18 protein-coding genes and 4 pseudogenes are annotated in these 22,530 nt (G+C 69.8%); 8 read left to right on the top strand and 14 right to left on the bottom strand.

Annotated elements, in window-relative coordinates; translation table 11 throughout:
• Nucleotides 1-5: 5 nt before the first annotated feature.
• Nucleotides 6-1,916 carry a hypothetical protein gene (locus ACFY0T_RS06505; protein ID WP_388865171.1) on the bottom strand — a complete coding sequence of 637 codons (1,911 nt, stop codon included), beginning with the start codon at nt 1,914-1,916 and terminating at the stop codon, nt 6-8.
• Nucleotides 1,917-2,116: 200 nt separating this feature from the next.
• Nucleotides 2,117-2,371 (bottom strand): helix-turn-helix domain-containing protein, encoded by a 255-nt coding sequence (locus ACFY0T_RS06500; protein ID WP_388865169.1) that lies wholly within the window; start codon nt 2,369-2,371, stop codon nt 2,117-2,119.
• Nucleotides 2,372-2,403: 32 nt separating this feature from the next.
• Here ACFY0T_RS06500 and map point away from each other — a divergent pair, with 32 nt between their 5' ends.
• The gene (map, locus tag ACFY0T_RS06495; RefSeq protein WP_388865167.1) at nt 2,404-3,171 is read left to right on the top strand and encodes a type I methionyl aminopeptidase; all 768 of its coding nucleotides are present in this window, start codon (nt 2,404-2,406) and stop codon (nt 3,169-3,171) included.
• Nucleotides 3,172-3,186: 15 nt separating this feature from the next.
• Here map and ACFY0T_RS06490 read toward each other — a convergent pair whose 3' ends face one another.
• Nucleotides 3,187-3,639, bottom strand: coding sequence for a DUF4240 domain-containing protein (locus ACFY0T_RS06490; RefSeq protein ID WP_388865166.1), 453 nt, complete (start codon nt 3,637-3,639; stop codon nt 3,187-3,189).
• 82 nt (nt 3,640-3,721) lie between these two features.
• Entirely contained in the window at nt 3,722-5,533 is a 1,812-nt protein-coding gene (ggt, locus tag ACFY0T_RS06485; RefSeq protein WP_388865165.1) for a gamma-glutamyltransferase, read from the bottom strand.
• 104 nt (nt 5,534-5,637) lie between these two features.
• On the opposite strand from ggt, the gene ACFY0T_RS06480 reads away from it, so the two are divergent.
• Complete coding sequence (locus ACFY0T_RS06480; RefSeq protein WP_388865164.1) at nt 5,638-6,399, top strand: hypothetical protein; 762 nt, start codon at nt 5,638-5,640, stop codon at nt 6,397-6,399.
• A gap of 297 nt (nt 6,400-6,696) precedes the next feature.
• Entirely contained in the window at nt 6,697-8,250 is a 1,554-nt protein-coding gene (locus tag ACFY0T_RS06475; RefSeq protein WP_388865678.1) for a CocE/NonD family hydrolase, read from the top strand.
• Between the two features lie 75 nt (nt 8,251-8,325).
• Here the strand turns inward: ACFY0T_RS06475 and ACFY0T_RS06470 are convergent.
• The 3 genes and pseudogenes from ACFY0T_RS06470 to ACFY0T_RS06460 all read right to left on the bottom strand — a co-directional run.
• Nucleotides 8,326-8,546: pseudogene (locus tag ACFY0T_RS06470) on the bottom strand (amino acid ABC transporter permease); the annotation flags it as partial.
• Nucleotides 8,547-8,679: 133 nt separating this feature from the next.
• A pseudogene (locus tag ACFY0T_RS06465) lies at nt 8,680-9,104 on the bottom strand (amino acid ABC transporter ATP-binding protein); the annotation flags it as partial.
• Between the two features lie 29 nt (nt 9,105-9,133).
• On the bottom strand, nt 9,134-9,574 hold the full coding sequence (locus ACFY0T_RS06460; RefSeq protein ID WP_388865162.1) for a DUF6278 family protein: 441 nt from the start codon (nt 9,572-9,574) through the stop codon (nt 9,134-9,136).
• 295 nt (nt 9,575-9,869) lie between these two features.
• Between ACFY0T_RS06460 and ACFY0T_RS06455 the strand changes: the two genes are divergently transcribed.
• Entirely contained in the window at nt 9,870-10,598 is a 729-nt protein-coding gene (locus ACFY0T_RS06455; RefSeq protein WP_388865160.1) for a TetR family transcriptional regulator, read from the top strand.
• 535 nt (nt 10,599-11,133) lie between these two features.
• On the opposite strand, the gene ACFY0T_RS06450 is transcribed toward ACFY0T_RS06455, so the two are convergent.
• The 7 genes from ACFY0T_RS06450 to ACFY0T_RS06420 all read right to left on the bottom strand — a co-directional run bounded on the left by ACFY0T_RS06450 (nt 11,134) and on the right by ACFY0T_RS06420 (nt 20,093).
• On the bottom strand, nt 11,134-11,913 hold the full coding sequence (locus tag ACFY0T_RS06450) for an exodeoxyribonuclease III (protein ID WP_388865158.1): 780 nt from the start codon (nt 11,911-11,913) through the stop codon (nt 11,134-11,136).
• Nucleotides 11,914-12,078: 165 nt separating this feature from the next.
• Nucleotides 12,079-12,714, bottom strand: coding sequence for an MBL fold metallo-hydrolase (locus ACFY0T_RS06445; RefSeq protein WP_388865157.1), 636 nt, complete (start codon nt 12,712-12,714; stop codon nt 12,079-12,081).
• Between the two features lie 71 nt (nt 12,715-12,785).
• On the bottom strand, nt 12,786-14,090 hold the full coding sequence (gene pcaC, locus ACFY0T_RS06440; RefSeq protein ID WP_388865155.1) for a 4-carboxymuconolactone decarboxylase: 1,305 nt from the start codon (nt 14,088-14,090) through the stop codon (nt 12,786-12,788).
• A 189-nt stretch (nt 14,091-14,279) separates the two neighbouring features.
• Complete coding sequence (locus ACFY0T_RS06435) at nt 14,280-17,036, bottom strand: alkaline phosphatase family protein (protein ID WP_388865153.1); 2,757 nt, start codon at nt 17,034-17,036, stop codon at nt 14,280-14,282.
• Nucleotides 17,037-17,040: 4 nt separating this feature from the next.
• Nucleotides 17,041-18,399 (bottom strand): ABC transporter permease, encoded by a 1,359-nt coding sequence (locus ACFY0T_RS06430; protein WP_388865151.1) that lies wholly within the window; start codon nt 18,397-18,399, stop codon nt 17,041-17,043.
• Entirely contained in the window at nt 18,396-19,337 is a 942-nt protein-coding gene (locus tag ACFY0T_RS06425; RefSeq protein WP_388865149.1) for an ABC transporter ATP-binding protein, read from the bottom strand. Before ACFY0T_RS06425 ends, ACFY0T_RS06430 begins: the two co-directional genes overlap by 4 nt.
• Before the next feature lie 534 nt (nt 19,338-19,871).
• Nucleotides 19,872-20,093, bottom strand: a complete 222-nt coding sequence (locus ACFY0T_RS06420; protein WP_388865723.1) for a hypothetical protein — start codon at nt 20,091-20,093, stop codon at nt 19,872-19,874.
• On the opposite strand from ACFY0T_RS06420, the pseudogene ACFY0T_RS06415 reads away from it, so the two are divergent.
• The 4 genes and pseudogenes from ACFY0T_RS06415 to ACFY0T_RS06400 form a co-directional block, all read left to right on the top strand.
• Nucleotides 20,044-20,775: pseudogene (locus tag ACFY0T_RS06415) on the top strand (transposase); the annotation flags it as partial. The gene ACFY0T_RS06420 and the pseudogene ACFY0T_RS06415 sit on opposite strands and share 50 nt — an antisense overlap.
• Before the next feature lie 223 nt (nt 20,776-20,998).
• The gene (locus tag ACFY0T_RS06410; protein WP_388865147.1) at nt 20,999-21,301 is read left to right on the top strand and encodes a hypothetical protein; all 303 of its coding nucleotides are present in this window, start codon (nt 20,999-21,001) and stop codon (nt 21,299-21,301) included.
• A gap of 11 nt (nt 21,302-21,312) precedes the next feature.
• Nucleotides 21,313-21,555, top strand: a complete 243-nt coding sequence (locus ACFY0T_RS06405) for a hypothetical protein (RefSeq protein ID WP_388865145.1) — start codon at nt 21,313-21,315, stop codon at nt 21,553-21,555.
• Nucleotides 21,556-21,709: 154 nt separating this feature from the next.
• Nucleotides 21,710-22,530: pseudogene (locus ACFY0T_RS06400) on the top strand (hypothetical protein); the annotation flags it as partial.

Raw genomic sequence — 22,530 nt, 5'->3', positions numbered from 1 at the left:
GGCCGTCAGGCGGTGAACCCGGCGACGCGGAGGGCGTGCACCAGGTCCCAGTGGCGCTCGTCCGAGACGCCCTGGGCGGCCTCCAGGAGGAGCGGTACGAGCCGCTGCGGGTCCGCTTCCGCGCTGCGGGCGGCCTCCTCGGGAGTGCGCACGCGTACGTACGCGCCGAGCAGTGCCCCGATCTCGCGCCGGCGGCCCTCCTCGGCGAGGCCCAGCACGGCGGCCCCGATCTCCGGAGCGGGCCGGGCGACGCCCTGGCGGAGCATCTGCTGCCCGTCGGCCGCCCGGCCGGCCGCGACGAGGGCGTCCGCCGCGGCGACCAGCCGGTCGGCGGGGAGCGAGGCCGCCTCCCACAGCAGGGTGGCCCAGTCCGCGTCCAGGCCGGCGCGGTGCAGCTCGGCGGCGAGCAGCGGGAAGCGGGCGGCGGGCCAGTACGCCGCCTCCACCAGGAGGGCGTGCGCCTCGCCGCTCCTGCCCTCGCCGCGCAGCCGTATCAGCGTCTCGACGGTCTCGGCAGTGGCCCGCCGTGCGCCCTCGTCCAGCCGCTCCGTCCGCGGCTGCGCGGGCTCCTCGGCCGCCCCGGCGAAACGGGCGCCTCGGGGAGTACGGCCGCCGGGTGCCGCCGGGGCCTGGAGGGGGGGCGCCGCCTCGGGTACGACCACGGGGGCCGACTCCGCCTCCATCATTCCGGCGAAGCGGGCGCTGCCTCGGCGGCGGCGCTTGGAGCGTTGCTTGGGGGTGGCGGGGGTGGCAGGCGCGGGCTCCGGGGCCGGGGGCTGGTCGCCCCGGACCTCGGGGGCGTACGCGCCTGGACGGGAGGCCGCCGGTCGATCGTCCGCTACGGGGTCCGCGTACGGGGAGTGCGGGCCCGGACGGGAGCCAGCCGAGCGATCCTCCGCCACCGGGTCCGCGTACGGGGAAAGCGAGCCCGGACGGGAGGTAGCCGGGCGATCCTCCGCCGCCGGGTCCGCGTACGGGGAGCGGGGGCCGGTCTGCTCCGGAATCGTCGAGCGGTGGCGAGGATCCGGTCCCGGGGCGGCGGGGCCCGCTGTGCGTTGCCGCGGTTCTCGGTCCTGCCCGGGCTCCCAGTCTTGCCCAGGTCGTCGGTGTTGCTCGGGCTCCCAGCCTTCCCCAGGTCGCCGGTCTTGCCCGGGGCCCCGCCCTTCCCCAGGTCCCGGGCCTTGCCCGGGCTCCCAGCCTTCCCCAGGCCCTGGGTCTCGCCTGGACGCCCGGCCTTCCCCTGCCCCGCGACCTTCCCCAGACCCCCAGCCTTCCCCGGACCCTCGCCGGACCGTCGGCCCGCCCGACGGATCCGCCCCGCGCGCCTGCTCCCGCACGCGGAACGCGTCGCCGATCGGGCCGGACGAACGGGCCGGAAAACTCAGCGCGCCCTGCGCGTGGGTGTGCAGGGCGCGGCGGTCGAGGTTCTCCATGCGGTGGCGGAGTTCGGTGCAGCGGGCTGTGGCGCGTTCGTGGTCGTCGTGGGCCCAGGCGAGGTCGAGGCGGATCGACTCGGCTTCTTCCTGGGAGCCGGCCGACTGGAGCAGCCGTCCCAGCTCGGCCTGGCGCTCGGCCGCGTAGCGCTGTTCGCGGAGCATGACGTCGAGTCGGTCACCGAGGGCGTCCCGGCCGCCGGGCCGGGCATCGTACGCGGCGAGCGAGGCGTCGTGCAGGGCGCGGGCCCGCTCGGCCTCCTGGGCGGCGGCCCGGTCGCCGTACTCCGCGGCGAGGTCCTGGAGGAGCGCCTCCACGACGTCCCAGGGCGGGACTTCCCAGCCGTCCAGGCAGGCCCGCATGCCGTCGGGGTCGCGTTGCCAGAACACTCCGCACCAGCCGCCCTGATCGAGCCGTTCCATCAGCCCGTTCAGGTACCTCGCGAACTCCCGTACTTGACCCGGGAGTTGTTCTACAGCCATCACACGACTCCCCGCCCGACTGGAGTGCTCCGGTCCGGTAGAAAACACCAGCCGTGTTACGGAACGGCTACAGGGAGTTTTCGGAGCGGACGCAGAGCCCTCCGGGATGGATGACACCGGCTGTGCGGCCCTCGCGGGACGCAGCTGTCAGCAGACCCTACTCGCCTCCCCCGCACGATCGTCGGCGGCCAGTCATCCCGTCACGCCGCCTGCGCCAACGCGCACCGCACCACCAGGTCGTCCATCGACAGCCCGAGCGCCCGGGCCAGCGCCGCGACCGTGAAGAAGGCGGGGGTGGGCGCCCGCCCGGTCTCGATCTTGCGCAGTGTCTCGGCGGAGATCCCGGCGACCGCCGCGACCTCCGTCATGCTGCGGCCGCCGCGGGCCTCGCGCAGCAACTGGCCGAGCCGCTCGCCGCGTTCGCGCTCTTCGGGGGTCAGGGGGGTACGTACCATGCCCCCATTCTAATACCGGTATAGTAATTGGCATGGTGGAACTGAAGACAGACACATCGATCGACGAGATGTACGCGGCGGGCCAGGTGGTGGGCCGGGCGCTCACGGCGGTGCGGGAGGCGGCCGACGTCGGCGTCTCACTCCTGGAGCTGGACGAGGTGGCCCACCACGTCCTGCGGGACGCGGGCGCGAGCTCCCCCTTCCTCGGCTACCGCCCCTCCTTCGCACCCTCCCCGTTCCCCGCGGTCATCTGCGCCTCCGTGAACGACGCGATCGTGCACGGCATCCCGGACGGCTACCGGCTGCGCGACGGCGACCTGGTCTCCATCGACTTCGGCGCCGAACTGGGCGGCTGGGTGGGCGACTCGGCGATCAGCTTCATCGTCGGGAAGCCGCGCGCCGCCGACGTACGCCTGATCGAGACCGCCGAACGCGCCCTCGCGGCGGGCATCGAGGCGGCCGTCGTCGGCAACCGCATCGGCGACATCGCGCACGCCATCGGCACGGTGTGCCGCGCGGCGGGGTACGGCATCCCGGACGGATTCGGCGGCCACGGCGTGGGCCGCCGCATGCACGAGGACCCGCCCGTCCCGAACGAGGGCCGCCCGGGCCGCGGCCTGCCCCTGCGCCACGGCATGGTCCTCGCCATCGAGCCCATGCTCATCGCCGGCGGCACCGACGCCTACCACGCGGCCCCCGACGGCTGGACCCTCCGCACCAACGACGGCTCCCGCGCAGCCCACACGGAGCACACGGTGGCCATCACGGAAACGGGACCGCGCATCCTGACGGCGCGCTGACCCCCGAAACACTCGCTACGTCGGCGCGCCCACCCAGCCCTTCGCGTTGGAGTACGACTCGTAGTCGTAGCGAGTCCGCCGGTCCCACTCCTCGCCCGTTATTCGCTCGTACGACTCGTCGGGCACGTAGAGCAGACTCTCGGCCGACACGGGTGCGGCAGCGTACGGGGCGAAGCGGGAGGAGTCGGTGAGCACCCGCTCGTACTCGGCGCGGCCCGCGGCGACGACGGCTGCGCGCGTGTAGAGGAACTGGTCCCCAGACAGCTCCCGCCCCTTCGGCTGGAGCCCGAACTGCCAGCGGTCAAGTCGGTACAGGGCCCACGACAGCTGCTCGGCGAATCCGATGACCGCGTACAGCGGGCCCGCTACGAGCACGCCGATCAGGCCTGCGGCCAGCCCGACCCCGTCAGGGTCGGGTGCCGCAGGCCGACACTCCTCGATCAGCTGCCAGAAAGCGCCCTCGTCCATGCCCGCAAGGATGGCGCACGGCACTGACAATCGGGCGAGCAGCGCCCTGAGCTGCAGAACGCCGCCCGTGCGACCGCAGGTCCTACGAAGCCGGTCGTACCACCATCGCCGAGCCGCCGCCGCGTCGTACCTTTTCCGCGGCTGCGAGCCACTTGCCGTTCGGCAGGCGCTGTACGCCCGTCGCCGCGCCGATTTCCGGGTTCTGGCGGAAGGCGTGGCCGATGGACTCCAGTTGGGCCTTCAACGGGCTGTTCCACAGGCCGGGTTCGAGTTCGGTGGTGGTCTGGTTGCGCTGGCTGGCGCGGGGCGTGGCGATCGCGTCCACCAGGGGCAGTCCGCGGTCCAGGAACTCGGTCAGGGTCTGCAGGACGGTCGTGATGATGGTCGCGCCGCCGGGGGAACCGAGCGCCACCACCGGTTCGTTGTGCTTGTCCAGCACGATCGTCGGCGAGATGGAGGAGCGCGGCCGCTTGCCGGGACCGGGCAGGTTCGGGTCGTGGACGGCCGGGCTCGCGGGCGTGAAGGAGAAGTCCGTCAGCTCGTTGTTGAGGATGAAGCCTCGGCCCGGGACCGTGATGCCACTGCCGCCGGTCTGCTCGATGGTCAGCGTGTACGCGACGACGTTGCCCCACCTGTCGGCCACCGTCAGGTGCGTGGTGTTCTCGCCCTCGTACGTCGTCGGGGCGGCCGTTCCGGCGGTGGAGCAGGCCGCCGGGTCGCTCGGGTCACCCGGCGCGAGCGGGCTCGTCAGCACCGCGTCGTCCTTGATCAGGCACTCCCGCGAGTCCGCGTACTTCTGCGACAGGAACTGCTTCGTCGGTACGTCCTCGAAGTCCGGGTCGCCCACCCAGCGGCCCCGGTCCGCGAAGGCGATCCGGCTCGCCTCGATGTAGCGGTGCAGGTACTGCGCCTCGCTCGCCTTCGAGAGGTCGGTCTTCTCCAGGATGTTGAGCGCCTCGCCGACCGTGGTGCCGCCCGAGGAGGAGGGCGCGATCGAGTAGACCTTGAGACCGCGGTACGTGGTCCTGGTCGGCGCCTGCAGCTTCGCCTCGTACTCCGCCAGGTCCTCCAGGGACAGCTTCCCCGGGCGGGCGTTGTAACCCGAACTCGGATCCACCGGCGGCTTGTTCACGGCGTCGACGATCTCCTGGCCAAGGTCCCCGTCGTAGATCGCGTCGACGCCCTCCTGGCCCAACTCCTCGTACGTACGCGCCAGATCGGGGTTCTTGAAGGTCGAGCCGACCACCGGGAGCGCACCGCCCGGAAGGAACAGCTCGGCGGTGTCCGGGAAGTTCTTGAAGCGTGCCTGGTTGGACTCGGTCTGCGAGCGGAAGGTCGCGTCGACCGTGAATCCGTCGCGGGCGATGCGCTCGGCGGGTCTGAGCACGCTGCCCAGCCCCTTGGTGCCCCACTCGTCGAGGGCCGTCTGCCAGGTGGCGGGGGTACCGGGCGTACCCACGCCCAGCCCACTGGTCACCGCGTCCGCGAAGGCGAGCGGCTTGCCGTTCTCCAGGAACAGCCCGGAGTCCGCGGTCAGCGGTGCCGTTTCGCGTCCGTCGATCGTGTGCACCGTACGGGACTTGGCGTCGTAGTAGACGAAGTAGCCGCCTCCTCCGATGCCGGACGAGTAGGGCTCGGTGACGCCGAGCGCCGCGGCCGTGGCCACGGCCGCGTCCACGGCGTTGCCGCCCTTCCTCAGAACCTCGATCCCGGCGGCGGAGGCGTCCGCGTCGACGCTCGCCACGGCGCCGCCGTAGCCGACGGCGACCGGCACCTTCTCAACGGAGGCGCCAGCGGAAGCACCGCCTGACGAGGGTGGCGCCGCCGCGCCGACCGACATCACCGTGACCGAAATCGCCAAAACCGCCAGATTCCGCGCAAGGGGGCGACGCATCCGTACCTCCAGTCAACAGCCGTCCGCGCAGCGTAACTGCACTGCCATGCCCGCGTCAGGACCCCCTCGAACACCGTTCCGCATTCCCGCTAGCATGCGCGCCCATGAATGACGACGTGCGCAACATCGTCCTCGGGGTGATCGCGGCGGGCCTCAGCGCCTCGCTGGGTTGGATCGCCCGGACCTACCTGTGGAAGCGCAAGCTCCGCCGCAAGCAGGCGTTCTTCGGACTGCCGGACAACTCCGAGTCGCTGCTCGTGGTCAACCGCGACGCCGGCAGCCCCGATCTGGCGGTGCACCGCTACGACGTGTTCGCACTCCTGGAACTCGCCGCACTGATCAAGGACTGCAACGCGAACGCCGAGGTGATCACACAGGACGCGGCCCGGCAGGGCTTCGGGGAGCGTACGGAGTTCTGCGTCGGCGGTCCGGGGTCGAACCGCCGCATGGCCGCCCACATGCAGGCCATGCTGCCGGGCGTACGCGTGAACACCGACCCGGAGCCGGGCCCGGACCGACTCGCGTTCCAGATAGGCACCGAGCACCACCGCATGGAGCCGGGCCTGACCGAGTACGTGCTGCTCGCGCGGCTCACCGCAGGGCAGCCCGGCCCGACCAGACCCGTCTTCCTCTTCTGCGGCCAGCGCGCGATCACCAACCAGGCGGCGACCCGCTATCTCGCCCGCAACCACGAGCGGCTGTACCGCAAGCACGGCGACAATTCCTTCGCACTCCTCCTGAAGGTCGTGAACTCCCAGGCGTACGGCCCGGACGTCGTCGAACTCGTCGCGGACGTCACCCGTGCCGCCCAGACCCCGCTGCCCACGCCCACGCCGCCGCGCAATTCCCACCGTGCGACGCCATGAGGGCCACGCCGCCCACGCGATCCAAGTCTCATGGAATGGGCGGTTCAACTTGCGCGCGGAATGAGCACTTCAGCGGGTCGCGGCAGGCCGGCCACCGTCCCACTGCTCACGAAATGAACACTTCAACAATCGTTACCCGCACGTAACTTACCGACGGGTTACTTCCGGTAAGTGACCGAGGTTACCGTCGGGTCACTTTGCGCTGACACGAGTGAGGAGTGACCCGTGAATCCAAGGGGCGCGGAGCGCCTTCGAACAGGGCGGCGGCGGGCGACGGGCGGGCACGGTCGCAACGCCCTGCGTACGTCCGCCGTCGGTGCCGTCTCCGCGACGCTGATCGCCACCGCCGGCCTCGGCCTGGCTCCCGCCGCCCACGCCGCCACCGGCGCGACGGGCATCCGCTTCGTCGACATCACCGGAGACGGCGGCACGGTCCTCAAGGCCAACGTCGTCACCCCGGCGGGCGCCGACGGCACCCGCACCTACCCACTCGTCGTGCTGGCGACCAGCTGGGGCCTACCCCAGGCCGAGTACCTCGTGCAGGCCCAGAAGCTCGCGAACTCCGGCTATGTGGTGCTCACTTACAACGTCCGCGGCTTCTGGCAGTCCGGCGGAGAGATCGACGTCGCGGGACCGTCGGATGTGGCCGACGCATCCAAGGTGATCGACTGGGCGCTGGCGAACACCCCCGCCGACGCCCAGAAGGTCGGCATCGGGGGTGTCTCGTACGGCGCCGGCATCAGCCTGCTGGCCGCCGAGCACGACAAGAGAATCAAGGCGGTGGCCTCGCTCAGCGGCTGGGCCGACCTCACCGAGTCGATCTACTCGGGCCGCACGCAGCACGCCCAGGCAGCCGGCCTGCTGGGCGGCGTCGGCTATCTCACGGGCCGCCCCAGCGCCGAATTCCAGCAGACGATCAAGGACTTCTTCTCCTCGGACCTGTCGAAGGAGCCGGAGTTGCTCGCCTGGGGGAAGAAACGTTCCCCTGAGACCCACGTCGACCAGCTCAACAAGAACGGCACGGCGGTCTTCATGGCCAACGCCTGGGGCGACACGATCTTCTCACCCAACCAATACGCCAAGTTCTACGAGGAGTTGACCGGCCCCAAGCGTCTGGAGTTCCGCCCGGGAGACCACGCCACCGCCGAACTGCCCGGCCTGTTCGGCCTCCCCAACGACGTGTGGACGGACACCGGCCGCTGGTTCGACCACTACCTCAAGGGCGAGGACAACGGCATCGACCGCGAGCAGCCGGTCCAGCTCAAGTCCCGTTCCACGGGCGGCTACGAGGGCTACCCGGACTGGAAGTCGGTCGGCGCGACCACGCAGAAGATCGCCCTGGCCGGCACCAAGACCATCCACACGAACGTCGACTCGGGCGCGGACGGCGGGGTCATCTTCCTCTCCAGCATCCTCGACCAACTCGCCCAACTGCCCCCGATGGCCTCGATCCCGCTGCTGCCGCGCTACTGGGCGGCCGTCTGGCAGTCGGAGAAGTATGCGAGCGCCCAACAGGTGCGCGGCACCGTCACGTTGCACACCACGGTCACCGGCACCAAAGAGAGCGGCACCCTCGTCGCCTATCTCTACGACGTGGGCCCGCTCGGCCTCGGCAAGCTGGTCAGCAACGCGCCGTACACCTTCCACGGGCAGACTCCCGGCAAGCCGTTCGGCGTCGACCTGGATCTCTACTCGACGGCCTACGACGTTCCGGCAGGGCATCGACTCGCCCTGGTCGTCGACACGGTCGACCCGCTCTACATCGAGCACAACCCGTCCGGCGCGCAGCTGACCTTCTCCTCGCCGGAGCACGACCCCTCATATGTGTCGGTACCCCTGCGCGAGCAGTGATCTCCGGCTGCCGCCGGCCGGGCCTGGCCCTGTGAGCTGCTGCTCTCCCCCACAGTCGCGGGGCTGTGGGGGACCCCCACCCGGCAGCAGCGTCCCTGGTTCGGCCGGTGCCACCTGCACGGCCTCGGTCTTGGGACTGCGCCGCTCCCACCGGGACACCCACTGGGCGAACCAGGAGAGCAGCATGCACATCCCGAGGCAGATCGGTGAGAACACCATCACCACGGGGATGAACGGCACATCGTAGTCGAGGTTCGACGCGATGAGCTTCCCGGCATGGAGAACTCCTCATAGGTGCCTGAGTCGTTGTCATAGGTGCCCAAGTCGTTGCCGCACGCGGTGGCCGCCGCGATCAGTGCCGTTGGTGCCACGGAGGCAACGGTCACACGTGTGGTACGGATCATGCGCTGCGCTCCCCCGCTCAGTGTCTCAGTGCTTGAGGATCTCGGAGAGGAAGTCCTTGGCGCGGTCGCTGCGCGGGGTGGTGAAGAACTCCTCGGGGTGCGCGGGTGCGCTCCTCGACGATGCGGCCGTCGGACATGAAGACGACACGGTTCGCGGCCGAGCGCGCCAAGCCCATCTCGTGGGTGACGACGACCATGGTCATGCCGTCGCGCGCGCTGTTGCATGACCTCCAGGACCTCGTTGATCATCTCCGGCTCGAGGGCCGAGGTCGGCTCGTCGAACAGCAGGGCCTTCGGGTCCATGGCGAGGGCGCGGGCGATGGCCACGCTCCCCCAGTGCCTTAAAGGCCTGGGAGGTACCCCCAGCTGCTGTCCGCCGGAGAGCTGTGCGGGGTACTTCGGGGCCTGCGAGACGAGGCCCACGCGGTCCAGGAGTTCACGGGAGCGCTTGGCCACGGTAGGGCTACGGGACCCGTCGGCTACCCCTCGGCGACCTCCGCGTAGAGCTGCGAGAGTTCGGGGGCGCCGCTGGACGCCCACGCGTGGCCGCTCGCGACCACGTCGATCTCGCGGCCGGAGGTCAGCCGTACCACGGGCTGACCGTTGGACCAGATCTCCCAGGTCGCGCCGGGCACCGTGCGCACGATCACCGTGCCGAGGTAGAGACCGGCGTCGTTGCCGAGCCAGGGCAGGCTCTCCTCGTCGTCGCGCCAGCGCGGGAGCAGTTGGTCCAGTGCCTCCAACGAGGCTGCGGAGTCATCGAGTTCAACCCCTGCCTGATGCGCCTGGGAGCGCAGCAGCTCACACTCGGAGAGCAGTTCGGCGACACCCTCAGGGTCGCTGTCGCCGTCGGAGAACACCGCGACGCCGACGGCGAGGCCATGCTTCTTGCGCCAGTTGCCCAGGAAAGGGATGTTCATACACCCAGCGTGTCACCCACTCCGCGGGTCGCACCACAGGCGCGCGGAGTTCCCTGGTCACCGCGGGTCGCGCCACCCGGGCCGCCTCTTCGGTAACGCCGCCCGGGCCGCTCCCTCCGTACGGCGCCCGGGAAGGGTGCCCGATCAGGAGTCGAATTCCACATCAACGACCGGGTGCCGCCATGGAGTTGCTGAGTATCACCTGTGGATGGAATCCCGGGAAACCGGCTGCTAGGGTAATTTTCACTACGCAGTGAATTACCCGCTCACGGACCCCCCGAAGTGCAGTGATCCCATGACATCCACGCGTGCAGACGGTTCGTCCACCCCCGCCCGTACATCCGGCTCCCCTCGGCGGGCCGCCTTCCCGGCAGCGAAGAAGCCGCGTCCGGTGCGTGCGCGCAGCGGACGTCGCCCCGGGGACAGCGGCACGAGAGAACAGATCCTTGAGTCGGCACTCCACCTCTTCGCCGAACGTGGCTACGCCAGGACGACCATCCGCGCGATCGCGGAGGACGCCCAAGTGGATCCGGCATTGGTGCACCACTTCTTCGACAACAAGGAGGGGGTGTTCGACGCCGCGGTGAATTCGCCGCTCAGCGTCGCCTCCATCTTCGACCAGCTGCCTCCGTCCATGGTCGGCGACGGCACGTCGGAGGCCTCCTGGCTCGCTCGCACCTATCTGTCGTTCTGGGAGAGCGAGGAGACCCGGTACGGCATGACCGCCATCTACCGGGCCGGCCTCGCCGACAGCGCCACCTCGGAGACGCTCCGCGCCCGTGTGGAGGAGAGCACCAAGAAGTGGGCGGCGACCTCCGGGTACAAGGACAGCCCGGACGCCGAGACCCGCGCCATCCTGGCGTCGAGCCATCTGATCGGCCTCGCCCTCATGCGCTATGTGCTCAAGGTCCACCCCCTGGCCGAGATGGACTTCGAGGAGTTCCTCGCCTGGGTCGTGCCCTCCCTGGAGATGCGCCTGTCGACCGATCTGGAGCCCCGCCGGGCGCAGCAGGCGAAGGACTGAGGCCGGTCCCGCCCGGCCGCCGGGTGGGACCGGCTCCCGCTTTGCCCGGTGGGCAGGCGGGCAGGCGGGCAGGCGGGCAGGCGGTGGCTCCGGACCGGAGCCACTGGCTCAACCACCGTGTGAGCGTGGCCTTTTCACGGCGCTTGCCTGGCCGTTCCCGATGTTCCTCGTCAGTGCCGGACATCGGCCGCCGGCTCAGCCGGTGCTTCGTGGACGCCGGCCTGCCGCACTCCGTGGCGAAGCGTTCACGCCGGTCGCCTCGGCGCCCGGCTCTCCCCTGCTCGACTGGATCGCCGGGACGCTCCGGAGCCTGGAGCCGATGATTCTGATGTACGGGTTCTCGATGCTCCCGGAGGCCGGCTCGACGACGCCGACGTCCTGGTGGAGACCTGGGAGAAGGCCATGCCGGCGGAAGGGAGCCAGCTGCTCGGCCCGGTCCAGTACGGCGCGTGGGCGTGCGTCCCCGGTCCGACAGCCGCGGAACCCATGGGCTGGGGACCGCAGCTGCCGTGAAGGCTACAGAGTGGTGTGAGCGCTACACGTCCAGGTCCACCACGACCGGCGCGTGGTCCGACGCCCCCTTGCCCTTGCGCTCCTCGCGGTCCACGTACGCGTCGCTGACCGCCTTCGAGAACGCCTCGTTCCCGTAGACGAGGTCGATGCGCATGCCGCGGTTCTTGGGGAAGCAGAGCTGGCGGTAGTCCCAGTACGTGAAGGGGTGCTCGTACTTGAGGGGGCGCGGGACCACGTCCGAGAGACCCGCCTCGCGGAGGGAGGTCAGGGCGGCACGCTCGGCCGGGGTGACATGCGTGGCGCCGTCGAATGCGGCGACGTCATAGACGTCGTCGTCCGTCGGCGCCACGTTGTAGTCCCCCATCACCGCGAACGGACGGCTGCCCGCGGCGTCGCCCGCGACCGCGGCCTTGAGGGCCTCGAACCACTGGAGCTTGTACGCGTAGTGGGGGTGGTCCACCTCGCGTCCGTTCGGCACGTACACCGACCAGACGCGGATCGGGCCGCAGGTCGCGGAGAGGGCGCGGGGCTCTACGACACCGTCGTAGCCGGGGTCGCCGGGCAGGCCCTTGATGATGTCGTCCAGCCCCACTCGGGAGATCACCGCGACGCCGTTCCACCGCCCCGTCGCGTGCACAGCCGTCTCGTAGCCCAGCTCGCGCAGCTGGTCGGTCGGGAACTGCTCGGCCGCGACCTTGGCCTCCTGGAGGCACAGCACATCCGTGCCGCTGCTCTCCAGCCAGGCCAGCAGCCTCGGGAGACGGGCGGTGATCGAGTTCACGTTCCAGGTGGCAATGCGCATGACTCACAACCTACCGGGCGGGTACGACAACGGGTCCGCCGGTGCCATGAGGGCCACCCCTGCCCGGTCGAGCACCTGGCGGCCGACCGCATCCCGCGGACGGCCGCCAGGTGCTCGTCGCACTCACCGACCGGGGCCACGAGCGGCTGTGCCCAGCGCCGACGCTCAGACCTCGGCCGACGACCCCGGGGTGAGCCGCAGGTGTTCGGCGCCGCCCAGGGCGCCGATCTGGTTGTCGTAGATCGGCCGGGCGAGGTCCGTGAGCAGGGCGTCGTGGATGTCGTACGCCCGTTGCGGCTTGACCTCGCGGACGTACTCGATGACCTCGGCGATCTTGTTCCACGGGGCCATGACCGGGAGCATCAGCGTCTCGACCGGCTGGTCGGGGACGGTGAGGGCGTCGCCGGGGTGGAAGACGCGGCCGCCGTCGATGAGGTAGCCGACGTTGGTGATGCGCGGGATGTCCGGGTGGATCACGGCGTGCAGTTCGCCGTGCACCTGGACGTCGAAGCCCGCGGCGGTGAACGTGTCGCCGTGGCCGACGGTGTGCACGCGGCCCGGGAAGGTGGCGGAGATCTTGTCGGCGACCGACCTGAGGGTCCAGATCTCGGCCGCCGGGTTGGACTCCAGGCCCGCCCGCAGCCGCTCCTCGTTGAAGTGGTCGGGGTGCTCGTGCGTGACCAGGATGGCCTCGGCGCCCACGGCGGCGTCCTCCTCGCTGAAACCGCCGGGGTCGATGACGAGCGTGCGCCCGTCCTTCTCGAGACGGACACACGCGTGCGACTTCTTCGTGAGCTTCATGGGTCCATCCTGCCCCCGTCGGCACGTCGAGGGTCCGCTCAAGGTGGTGCTTCCGCTGCCAGGCTGGGCGATCACTCCTGGGGCGTGGTCTCCTCCCGGATGACCTGCTGCGCCACCTTGAAGGCGCTGTTCGCGGCCGGTACGCCGCAGTAGACGGCCGCCTGGAGGAGCACCTCCTTGATCTCCATTGGGGTGAGACCGTTGCGGAGGGCGGCGCGGGTGTGGAAGGCGAGCTCGTCGAGGTGGCCGCCCGCGACCAGCGCGGTGAGCGTGACACAGCTGCGCGAACGGCGGTCGAGCCCGGGCCGGTCCCAGATCTCGCCCCAGGCGTAGCGGGTGATGAACTCCTGGAAGTCCCCGGAGAACTCGTCCGCCGAGGCCAGCGCCCGGTCGACATGCGCGTCCCCGAGCACCTCGCGGCGCACCTTGAGCCCGGCGTCGTACGGATCGGGGCGGCCCATCCCCATGGCCTCGGGCTGCGCGACGGCGGGGGCGATCTCGGCGAGGGGCGCGACCGACGGGGGCGGGGCAAGGACCGGCTTGACGGGGGCGGCCGGGATCGCCATCTGGCCGGTGGTGGAGTCGTAGGGGGCGGGCTGCCAGGCGGTGGAGAAGTGCCGTACGAGCAGGTCCGTGACCGCGGCGGGCTGCTCCACGGGGACCAGGTGCGAGGCGCCGGGCACGACCGCGAGCCGGGCGTCCGGTATCCCGGCGACCAGTGTGCGCGCCTCGGCGGGCCCGGTGACCTGGTCGTCGGAGCCGACGAGGACGAGGGCCGGCACGCCGATACGGGCGAGTTCGGCGCGTACGTCGAACGCGGCGAGCGCCTCGCAGGCCGCGATGTAGCAGCCCGGGTCGGTGGTGCGCACCATCTGCACGGCCCACTCGGTGATCGCCGGCTGTGCCGCGGCGAACCCGCTCGTGAACCAGCGCTCGGGCGAGGTCCGCGCCATCGGGTCGAGGCCGTTGGTCCGCACGATCACACCGCGCTGGCGGAACTCGTCGGCCGTGCCGAACCGCGGCGAGGCGGCGATCAGCGCGAGGGAGGCGAGGCGCTCCGGGTGGCGCAGCGCCAGCTCGATCCCGATGGCACCCCCGAACGCGCAGCCCGCGTACCCGAAGCGCTGTACGCCGAGCCGGTCGAGCGTGGCGAGCAGCCGCCCGGCGAGTTCGGCGACCGAACCGGCCGGGTAGGCGGGGGCTCCGCCGTGTCCCGGCAGGTCGAACCGGAAGACCCGCCAGTTCTTCGCGAGCTCCGGGACCTGCCTGTCCCACATGTGCCATGTTGTACCCAGTGAGGGACCCAAGATCAGGACTGGGGCGTCTTCTCGCCCGTCAAAGCGGTATTGCAGGGTGTTCGTCGATGTCTCACTCACGCCCTGCACGCTCTCACATCTCACATTTCTCACGTGCTTGGGTCGGAACCCCGTGCAAGTCGTCCCACGTTGTGGCGGCTCCGCGAAGATCCTCTACGTCCGGCTTCACGTACCACTTCTTGGTGGTCTGAAGGGGCCCCTGGCTAGCGGTGACGCCGGCCAGGGGCCCCTTGAGGCGATTAGCCCACGTCAGCCGTCGGACTCCGACGACGGGATGTAGGCGCCCGGCACGTCCTCCGGCGCGAAGATCTTGTCCTCGCCGGGGTACGGCTTCGTCCACTCGTGCGTCTCATACCACGTGAAGTGGTTCATCTGCGCGGGGTTCGCGAAGTCGGGAATGGCGTTGGGCCCGGTCAGCCGCTGGTGCGACTTCCAGTCCTCCCACTTCGCCGCGACCGCCTGCTTGTCCGCCGGCACCTTCGCCGACGGCACGGCCGCTGCACTGGGGTCCTGCGGCGCCGGGGTGTCCAGGCCGCAGGCAGGCGGGGTCTTCAGGCCATCGGTCAGCGAGGTCCGGTTGGGCAGCGCCTTGAACGGCGTGAAGTCCGCGTGCTGGGTGAACGCCCCACGCATCGGGCTGGCCGCGCTGTCCTTCTGGTTCATCGGGTGGATCCCGAGGATCTGCTCGATGGTCCGAATCATCGTGATCTGGGAGTAGTAGTGGCTGTCGACGGCGCCGTGCTGGGCCCAGGGGCTGATGATCTGGATCGGGGCACGGTGACCGTCGACGTGGTCGAGGCCGGCCTGGGAGTCGTCCTCGACAACGAAGATCGCCGAGTCCTTCCAGTACTTGCTGTGCGAGATCTCATCAACGATCCTGCCGGTCGCGAGGTCGTTGTCCGCGACCTGAGCGGCCGCGTTCGCCGGACCACCGGTGTGGTCGCTGGAGAGCCAGAACATGTTCAGGTTCGCCGGCCCGTTCTTCTCGAAGTCACGCTTCCAGATCTGCTCCCGGTAGACGTCCGGGACGCTGGTGTCGAACTTCGGGAAACCGTGCACCGACACGTCGTTGAGCGACGGGATCGGCGAAGACGAGTTCAGGGTGTAGGCGGTGTCCTGCCCGGTCGCCTCCATGTTCTTGGAGTCGCAGTACAGGTTCTGCCAGCTCGCGCCCGACGGCTTGGTCAGAAACTGCTGGAACTCGCCGAAGTCCCGCACGGACTTGTCGGCCGCCTGCGCGCCGGTCCAGATGAACCCGGTCCGCTGGTGGCCGAGAGCGTCGTCCTCGGTGTCGTAACTGCGCGCGTACTCACCGGCCGAGGACTCGGTGTACTCCGGGTTGTCGGCCTGCATCAGCCAGTTGTGACCCTCGGCGGAGTTCGTGCCGATGTCGTACGTGTTGTCGTACAGCCCGAACTGCTGGGCCAACGCGTGCTGGTTCGGCGTCACATTCTCGCCGAACTGCGCCAGCGACGGGTCGCCGTTGCCCTCCGGAACGTCACCGAAGACCTGGTCGTAGGTCCGGTTCTCCTTGACGATCATGAAAACGTGCTTGATCGTCGAGGGGTCGCCGAGCCGCAGCGGGACCGGCACCGGCTTCGCGTCGCTCGTGCCGTCGGTCAGCGTGACCGAGCCGCCGTGCCAGCCGTTCTGGCTGAAGACCTTGCCAGTCTCGGACTTGATGACATCGTCGCTCGGCAGCGTGAACCGCTGCAGGCTCGACGTCGTGTCGTGAGTGCCGTGCCCGGCGCTGTTGGTGGGGCGGCGGGCGTCGACACCACGGGTGTTGGAGACGACCACCTGGTTGCCGACGGTGGCGATCTCCGCGGGGAAGTAGTCCGTCGGGAGCAGGCCGACGTAGCTGACCGGCTCCTGCGGGGTCGTGTACCGGTAGACGGCGACCGCGTTGGCGCGGCCGAGCGTCACCAGCAGGTGACCGTCGTCGGTGAGCGTCACCGCGTCGGGCTCGTAGCCCACCGACGCCTCCGGCCACGGCTGGGTTGCGATGGTCTGCACGACCTTGTCGCTGGAGGTGTCGATGACCGACACGTCGTTGGTGGCGGTGTTGGTGACGAACAGCGCCCCGTTCTTGGCGTACAGGGCGGTCGGGTGCAGACCGACGTCGATGCTCGTGGCGGCGGCGGCCGGGTTCGCCAGGTCGATGACGCTGACCGTGCCGGTGGTGGTGGCAGCGGTCACCTGGTCGGCCGGCACCTGGGTGTTGTAGGAGTTGATCGTGGGCTCGCCGGGCTTCGCCGGACGCCCGCCCTCGTTGCTGACGTACAGCTTGGAGCCGACCACGGTCATGTCACGCGGGGCGTTGCCCACGGACCAGCTCTGCTTGATGGTCCCGGTCGCCGCGTCGATGGCGACCACCCGGTTCTGGCCGTTGACGGCGGAGTACACGGTGGAGCCGTCGGACGAGAACACCGCCTCGCCGACCAGCGCGTGCTTGGGCCCGTCCGCCGGGATCTTGACGGACTTCGGGTTGGTGACGCTGCCGTCCGGGTTCACGGTGAACTTGGTGTAGCCGTCGGTCTGGCCCAGCCACAGCTGCGAACCGTCGGGCGAGTACGTGGGGCCTTCCTGGCCCACGCTGTTGCTGCTGATGCGCGGGCTCGACGACGCGGAGTTGCCGACGAGCTGCTGCACCTTCCAGTTCTTCAGGTCCACGATGGACAGCGCCGCCCCACCGTCGGTGACCGAGGCGGCGAGGTGCGTGCCGTCCGGGCTGACCGAGGACGACATGATCTTGCCGTTGTTGACCACGAGGCGGTCGCCGTACGGGGCGATGTACTGGTCGCTGGAGATGACCTGGCCCTGATCGGTGATCTGGCCGACCTGGTCGGTGCCGAACTGGTGCGTCTGGGCGATAGCCGTGCCGGCGGTGACGAGGGCGACAGCGGTGGTGCCCGCCGTCAGCAGAGGTATACGGCGGCCGATGCGTCTACCGAGAAAGCCGGAACGCTCCTTCTCGACACGCCTACGGCGGCGTGTTACCTGCATGGAGTTATCCCTTCGCGGTGGTGGAGAGCAGTTCGACGTTGCCGTCGAACTGCCAGAGCGGGTTAGGTGCGTCCCCGGCCGGGGTCCGCACCAGGAAGTAGCCGTTCACTTCCTTCGGTCCGTCGCCATCGGCCACGAACCGCCCGTCGGCGGTGACGTCGAGCTGGTAGATGGCCGTACCAACGGACTCGACGTCGGGGAGATGCCAAGAGACCACGCAGCGCCAGTCGTTGCCCGGTCCCTCGGCGGCGAGCTGGCCGGCGCCCTTGTTGCACGCCGCCGTGGCCCGCAGCTGCGCCTCGGTGACGTCGGGGCGGTTGAGCTGCTTGGTCTGCAAGCGGTAGAGGTGGGCGAATGCCGTGGCGACCGACCGCTGCACCTTGTCCTGCTGGACTCCGGAACCCACGGACGGGGTCGCCATGGCGACGACCGTGACCGTGAGGGCGACCAGTGCGACCAGCGGCAGGAGTCCGGTGGTGATCGCGCGGCGCCCGGAGCCGTCATAGGTCAGGTTGGTGAAGTCGCGCCGCAGGAAAAGCAGATAGGCCAGCGCGGTCGCGAGCACGGCCCACACCAGGCTGACAACGACGCCGATCAGGAGCGGGCCGGCCTGTGCCGGGCTGGTGAACAGTCCGTTCCAGGCGATGAAGGCGTAGCTGGGCAGGGCGAGGCGTACGGCGACGGGCAGCGGCAGCATCTGGGCGACCTGCATCGCGAGCGCGACGAGCGCCGGCAGCAGCAGTCCCATGGGGGAGCGTCCCAGCGCGACCGACCCGAGCAGTCCGATCCCGGCGAGGGCCAGGGTAGGAGCGAGCACGGAGACCCAGGCGAGGAGGACCTTACCGGCGGCGTCCGCCGGCGCCAGCAGGTGGCCGTCGAGGCCGACCAGCGGCTGGTTGCCGACCGCTACGACCCCGCCGACCGCGCTGGAACAGGCCAGCCCGGCCACGAGCAACAGGATGACGCTGAGGCTGGCCAGTGCCTTCGCTGCGAAGATCCGTCGAGGCGACCGGACCGCCACGAGCAGGTGGCGCCAGGTGCCGAGCCGGTCCTCGGAGGCGAACACGTCGCCGGCGACCACCGAGGTCAGCAGCGGGAGCGCCCAGGTGCCCGCGAAACCGAGCATCACCAGCGGTCCGGCCCACCCCGTGGCGTGCATCCAGCGACCGAAGAGGGTGTCGACGGGGAGCGTGCTCTGCTGGCTCACCGCAGCGACGAAGAGCGCCGGCGCGATCCAGCAGGCGAGGACCAGCAAGCGGATCCGCCATTGCGAAACCAGCTTGACCAGCTCGAAGCGGTAACCGCGCGGCACCGAGACGCGGCGGGCATCGGCAACGTTGTCGTGGGCGATGGTCGCGGTCATCGGCCTGCCTCCTGCTGCTCGGTAAGGGCGAGGAACGCGGCCTCGAGCGGCGACACCACGGGGGCGAGCTCGCGCACCGCGATGCCCGCTTGAACGAGCCGCACCACCAGTTCGTCGAGGGCGGGCACCAGCGCGCGCACGACGAGCCCCTCGGCGTCATGCCGTGCCCCGGCGTCGTCGACGACGCGGATCCCGGCCGTGTCGACAGCCAGCCGGCGGGCGGCCTGCGGGTCGGAGGTCAGCAGCCGGTAGTCGAGTTCACGGTTTTCGGCGGCCAGCTTGCTCAACGGGCCGGAGAAGACGACCCGTCCGGTGGCGAGGATGGTGACCTCGGAGCACAGTGCCTGGAGGTCGTCCATGCGGTGGCTCGAGAGCACGACGCTGGTTCCGTCCGTCGCGAGGCGGGTGAGGACACCGTGTACGTGCCTTTTCCCGGCCGGGTCAAGGCCGTTGGAAGGTTCGTCGAGCACGAGCAGCCGGGGCTTGGTGAGCAGGGCGGCGGCGAGCCCGAGCCGCTGGCGCATGCCGAGGGAGAAGCCGCGGGTCCGGTCGTCGGCGACGTCGGTGAGCCCGACCTGGTCGAGCACGTCGTCGATCCCCGTTGTCCGCGCGTCGAGGCCGCGGAGAGCGGCCAGCGCGGCGAGGTTCTGCCTGGCGGTGAGCGAGGGGTAGAGCCCGGGCCCGTCCACGAAGCCGGCGACACCGTCGGGAGCGGCGAGCGCCCGCCCGACCGGCGTACCCAGGATCTCGAGGCGGCCGCTGTCGGCGACGGCCAGGCCCAGCAGGAGGCCGAGCAACGTCGTCTTGCCGGCGCCGTTCGGTCCGACCAAGCCGTGGATCTGACCCTGCGCCACATCCAGATCGACGCCGTCGAGTGCGACGACGTCGCCGAAACACTTGGTGATCCCGCGAGCCCGGACTGCGAGGAGTGTGTCCATGAGTCCCTTCCTTCGAAACACTCAGGGACCTTAGGGACGGCACACAACGCAGGCACAGACGACTGGTTGAACGTGCATGGAACGGATCGTCAAGGCGTCGGCAAGTCCGTGTGCACAAAGTAGCCAGCATCGAGCCAGACTTGGGCAACCCTTGGAGGCGCCGAGTCCGTACGGAGTAACGTGGCCCGCAAGGGCGGTGCGCTACCAGCACGAAGCGCGCGCCCGCGGCACGCTGTGCGGGCGCTGCAACAGCGCCGGAGCGCCGAAGGCGGCCGGTTCGGCGACACCCTGACCTCCAGCCGCACTTGCATGCCTACCGCGAACGGCCGTGGCGCTCTTGGCCGCTGGTACCGCGCTGACCTGCGTTGCCTGTCCGGGAACGGACCGCTGGGCGGGCGCGCCCGGCTGCACGGCGCTGGCCCATTGTGAGAGCCGGAGCCCGCTCGCGCCTGTGCTCGGTGTGGGGTGACGGTCTTCGAGCCGGGAAGACTGGCCGAGGCTGCCATCCGCCACGAGGCGGCTGCCACAGTGCGATCACCTATCGGGAGACGCGAGCTGGGCTCCGAGGTCGGCCACGCGCCGGTCCTGGAAGCGGAGGTTGGAGCAGGCGGCCTTGAGCCGTTCGTCGAGGATGCAGTTGTCGGCGGTGAGCTGGCGGACGCGTTGTCTGAGGGTGGTGTTTCCGGTGGTGATCCGCTGGATTGCCTTCGTGAACCAGTCCCCATGGCATCCGGAGCCGGTGCCGCGGCGTATCACCGAACGAATGCTGCCGTTGATCGATCCGGTGGCCTGGATGATGTGTCAGTGCCCAAGGACGGCCGGATGTCGGTCGGGGTGGCCCCGCACTACTGCGGGGCACTGGGCAAGCGGGCCAACTGCCAGGTCGCGGTCAACGTGCACGCCGCGACCGACACCGCCTCCTGCCCACGGCAGTGGCGGCTGTTCTTGCCTCGGGAAGGGGCCTCGGACACCGACCTCCGGGCCCTCGCCCGTGTCCCGTCCGATGTCACGCACCGCGAGAAGTGGCGCCTGGCGTTGGACATGCTCGACACGCTCGCCGGCTGGGGCATGAGGCCGCCGGTCGTGGTGGCCAACCCGCCTACGGCACCAACGCGCACTGCGGACTGCACTGTCCGAGCGCGGACTTACCTATGTCCTGGCCGTCCGGTCGGATGTGAGCGCCCACCCCTTCGAGGCGAAGCCCGTGGCCCCGGCCCGCAACGGCACCATCGGATGCTGGCCCCAGCCCCGGTACCGGCAGGCCGCACCGTCGGTGGCAGCCCTGGCCGCCGGCCTCGGCCAGGAGGCATTCGCCCCTCTCACCTGGCGGCAAGGCTCGAGAGGAGCGTTACGCTCCCGCTTCGCCGCCGTGCGCGTGCGCCCGGCCGGCAAGGCCGTCGAGCGCCCGATCAAAGCCGCTGCATCAGACGAACAGGGCTGATGGGACGGAATACTGCCCGACTGTTGGCTGCTGATCGAATGGCCAGCGCCAGGCCCCTGGTTGCCATAGATTTTCGTCACTTCTGAAACTCCCACAACAAATATCAGAGCCGACTGATTGTCTGTGGCCCAGTCAGGCCAATTCCAACAAGACCGCCCTACTTGACCCCCTGACGCTGCCAAAGTACAACTTGACTCAGGTCGACAGACGGGGGGATTTCGTGGCAACCTTTCGCGTCTACGGGCCATTTAACTGGTCCACGCTGCATGATCCGCTGCTTCCGGGGCAGGCGGTGGCCTGGTCCCTCGGACCCTTCTCCCCGAAAATCTTCAGTGGCGCGATCTCGGTGAGCGCTCACCCCTCGGGAGCCAACGCGCACCAGGCCCTGGCCATCGAAACCCTGTCGACCGCCTACGCCCGTGACACTGTCGGGGGCGCGGCGACCAACTTCTACGTGAAGAACGTCAGCGACACGGCAGTATGGGCCTACCGAGTCTTCGTCGGCGTAATCGACGTCGCCTAGGAGCTGATCCGGTGAGAGTCTTCGTCGTTCACGACGCGCAGGGAAACATCTCGGCGGCGGTCACCGCTCCCGATGATTCCGCTATCCCCGCCATTGCCACTCCTTCGGGACTGGCAATGACCGAAATAAGCGACCTTCCCATTGACCCCGAAGAATTCGAGAACCGCGAGAAACTCGAAGAGTTCGCAGCCGACTTCAGAGTCGACGTTGTCGGCATGTCCCGCCGGGCCGCAGTGGTCCGCCGCACCAGCTGACCCAGCCCGCCCCGCACCGTCCAAGCGCACATAAGCATGCGCGTCCCGGCATCGCCGGGGCGCGCAGCTGCAGCTGGGACAGGGTGCCATCCACAGCGCGAGGGGAGAGGTTATGGGGTGGGTCCACAAACTCGGCTTGACGGACGTGTTGGCGGTGCACGCCGCACTGCTGCCGAGCGGGAAGATCCTGCATTTCGGCGGCAGCGAGTACAGCCCGGACGAGCACAACCACAAGCGCAACGACCATACCCGCCTGTACGACTGCGCCACCGGCGAGGTGACGCCGGTGGGCTCACCGGTGCAGGACCTGTTCTGCTGCGGCCACGCGCTACTCGCCGGCGGGAATCTGCTGGTGGCTGGCGGCACTGCCTCGTACGCCAAGTCGAAGCAGGAGGGCGGCTTTCATCTGGACCACTGGCCGGGGCTGCGCAACACCTGGACCTACCACGTCCGCTCGTCACGCTGGATCGACCGGGCCTCGCTGCTGCCGCAGACCGAATTCATAGCGGCCCCCCGCTCGGCCCCGAGCGTGGTCAGTCGCCGGGGCATGCTGCAGGTGTTCTGGGTCAGCCGGGATGGCAGTATCGTCACCCAGTTCTGGCCGAAGAAGGGCAAGTGGGACCGGCCGGAGATCCTGGTACCCGGCGACTCACGGCTCGCAGCGGTGCCAGGCGGCTCGGTGACTGCGGTGAGCCGCAACACCGACAAGATTGACATCTTCTGGACGGGCGCCGACGGCGCGATCAACACCCACTTCTTCAGCGATGCGAAGCCATGGGGCGAGCATCAACCGTTCACACTCGTCGCGGGCAACTCCCGGTTGAGGGCGGTACCGGCCGCCCCGATCGGTGCGGTGAGCCGCAACACCGACAAGATTGACATCTTCTGGACGGGCGCCGACGGCGCGATCAACACCCACTTCTTCAGCGAGCTCAAGCCATGGGCCGAGCACCAACCGTTCACCCTCGTACCGGG

This window comes from Streptomyces sp. NPDC001530 (genome assembly GCF_042894545.1).
Classification (GTDB): domain Bacteria; phylum Actinomycetota; class Actinomycetes; order Streptomycetales; family Streptomycetaceae; genus Streptomyces.
This window is presented reverse-complemented; position numbering and strand designations above follow the sequence as displayed.